3 protein-coding genes are annotated in these 3101 nt (G+C 29.6%); all 3 read left to right on the forward strand.

From position 1 onward, the window contains the following. A partial coding sequence (locus tag AB2369_RS12550; RefSeq protein ID WP_367666815.1) for a UDP binding domain-containing protein occupies positions 1 to 253 on the forward strand: 253 nt, incomplete at its 5' end. 268 nt (positions 254 to 521) lie between these two features. Next, entirely contained in the window at positions 522 to 1391 is an 870-nt protein-coding gene (gene galU / locus AB2369_RS12555; protein ID WP_367666816.1) for a UTP--glucose-1-phosphate uridylyltransferase GalU, read from the forward strand. A 79-nt stretch (positions 1392 to 1470) separates the two neighbouring features. Beyond that, positions 1471 to 2481 (forward strand): UDP-glucose 4-epimerase GalE, encoded by a 1011-nt coding sequence (gene galE, locus AB2369_RS12560; RefSeq protein ID WP_367666817.1) that lies wholly within the window; start codon positions 1471 to 1473, stop codon positions 2479 to 2481. Positions 2482 to 3101: the final 620 nt, after the last annotated feature.

Consider the following 3101-nt stretch of genomic DNA (forward strand, 5'->3'; position numbering starts at 1 on the left):
AATGAAGACTGACTCCGATAATTTTAGGTCCTCTTCTATACAAGGAATAATGAAACGTATAAAAGCAAAAGGTATTGAAGTTATTATATATGAACCTGCCTTAAAAGAAAATACATTTTATAATTCTAGAGTTATTAAAGATTTTGATGAGTTTAAGAAAGTTTCGAACATTATTGTCTCTAATAGACTATCTCAAGAATTATTTGATGTTGAAGATAAGGTATATACTAGGGATTTGTTTAATAGAGATTAATGAATTATAATATAAATTATAAAATGAAAGCAGGTTATGAAATTTAATCTCTTTGGAGAGTAGCTAGATTTTTGTTAATATAACTTATATTATTTCCACGATTTATTATAGGATATATAATATAATAAAGATTTTAATTAGTTTAATAGGATAATATGTATTATAATAATATTGATAAGTTTTTAATATTTAGAGTTATACTTAATTAATATTTAGAAGATAATACTTAGATAGTAAAATATACTTATCATATAAGGGACGTGATTAAATGACTAAAATAAGAAAAGCAATAATACCAGCGGCAGGGCTTGGAACTAGATTTCTACCAGCAACAAAGGCTCAACCTAAGGAAATGCTTCCAATAGTTGATAAGCCAACTATTCAGTACATAATAGAAGAAGCCATAGCTTCAGGAATTGAAGAGATACTTATAATAACGGGAAGAAATAAAAAGTGTATAGAAGACCATTTTGATAAGTCTTTAGAGCTTGAAATGCAGCTTGAGAAAAGTGGTAAGGATGAGCTTTTAGATTTAGTTAGAAGTATATCTGATATGGTTGATATTCATTACATACGTCAAAAGGAGCCTAAAGGACTTGGACATGCCATATATTGTGCAAAAACTTTTGTTGGTGATGAACCCTTTGCTGTTCTCCTTGGAGATGATATAGTATATAATGAAGATAAACCATGCTTAAAACAGCTTATGGATTGTTACAATGAGTATAATACCTCCATATTAGGGGTTCAAACTGTTCCAGAGGCAGATGTTTCAAAGTATGGTATAGTCAACGGAATACATATAGAAGATAGAGTATATAAGGTTAAGGGATTAGTAGAAAAGCCATCTATTGAGGAAGCTCCTACCAATGTAGCTATTCTTGGACGTTATATTATAACTCCTAAAATATTTGAAATTTTAGAGAACACAAAGCCAGGGAAGGGTGGAGAAATACAGCTTACAGATGCTTTATGTACATTAATGAATCATGAGGCTATGTATGCTTATGATTTTAGAGGAACACGTTATGATGTGGGAGATAAGTTAGGATTTCTAAAGGCAACCGTAGAATATGCTTTAAGAATGCCAGAGCTTAATGAAAGCTTTACATCATATTTAAAACATATCACTCAGTAGATGTAAGTATAGTAGGTTCTATGAATCTACTATACTTTTAATCTTATAGCAATTTGATTTTACATATGGGAGGTCATCAATGAAGATTTTAGTTACAGGTGGATGTGGATATATAGGTAGCCATACTATCACTGAGCTTTTAGGTGAAGGATATGAAGTAGTTGCGGTGGATAACTTTGTTAATAGTAGCAAAGATGTTGCAGATAGGGTAAGAGAAATCACAAATAAGGAATTTAAAGTTTATCCTATAGATCTATTAGATGAGGAGAACTTTGAGAAGGTTTTTAAAGAAAATACTATAGATGCTGTTATACATTTTGCGGCTTTAAAGGCTGTAGGAGAGTCTGTAGAAAAACCTTTAGATTATTATAATAATAATCTAGGTAGTACCTTAGTCTTACTTAAGCTAATGAAGAAATATAATGTGAATAATTTAGTTTTTAGCTCCTCAGCTACAGTATATGGAAGTCCTAAGGGATGTCCAATAACAGAAGATTTTCCTCTATCAGTTACAAACCCTTATGGAAGAACTAAGCTAATTATAGAAGATATGTTAAGGGATATATGTAAAGCTGATGAGGATTTAAATGTTGCTATTCTTAGATATTTTAATCCTGTTGGGGCTCATAAAAGTGGAAAAATAGGAGAGAATCCTAAGGGAATACCAAATAATTTAATGCCATATATAACTAAGGTTGCAGTAGGTGAGTTAAAGGAGTTAAATATATTTGGAGATGATTATGAAACCCATGATGGAACAGGGGTCAGAGATTATATCCATGTAGTCGATTTAGCTAAAGGTCATTTAAGAGCTTTAGAAAAACTTAGTGATAATCCTGGTATCGTAACCTACAACTTAGGTACAGGAAATGGTTATAGTGTTTTAGATTTAGTTAAAACCTTTAGTGATATAAATGGAATAGATATACCTTATAAAATAGTGGATAGAAGACCAGGAGATATAGCAGAATGTTATGCAGATCCAACTAAAGCAAACAAGGAATTAGGCTGGAGCGCTGAATATGGAATAAAGGACATGTGTGAAGATTCTTGGAGATGGCAGAGATTTAACTCAAACAAGGAAGGGTAAAGAGAGATTAATTGTTCACTTAAACTTGAAGTTTAATTTACACTTTCAATTTACTTTCTTGAAAGTTATATCTGATGGCTATAAGCTTTAACACTCCATCCTATTAAAAGGTTGAGTATGTCCCTAGATTAACTCATCTAACATTAATATGGTATTCTTTATACCATATTAATGTTAGATGAGTTTTGTATTTTAAGCCAATTAATTTCAATTTTAAAATTAGCCATAATATTGAGTTAATTTAATAGAAATGAATATATAATTCCATGTAAAAAAGGGGAATAAAGTATTACCTAAAATACTTAAAATTAGATTATATTAAGGGTAAAAATAGAAGATAAAAATAATAAGAGAGAGGAAAACTAATATATTCTCTTAAATACTATCCCTCTATTTTTTGCAAAAATCAAGTTCCTAATTTATAATTAATAAGGCTACATATTGGGTGAGTGAAAACAATAACACACAATATGTAGTATTAATAACATTTACTTACACTATATTCATTAGTTATAGGATTAAAGTATACTTTTTGGGTATAAATTTGTTTTTAGATAATAAGAATGTTAGTTATCTTATAAGTATAGGGTTTTTGATTCAAAACTTATCTTATTCATTAC

The organism is Clostridium sp., assembly GCF_040797585.1.
Taxonomy (GTDB): domain Bacteria; phylum Bacillota; class Clostridia; order Clostridiales; family Clostridiaceae; genus Clostridium_Z.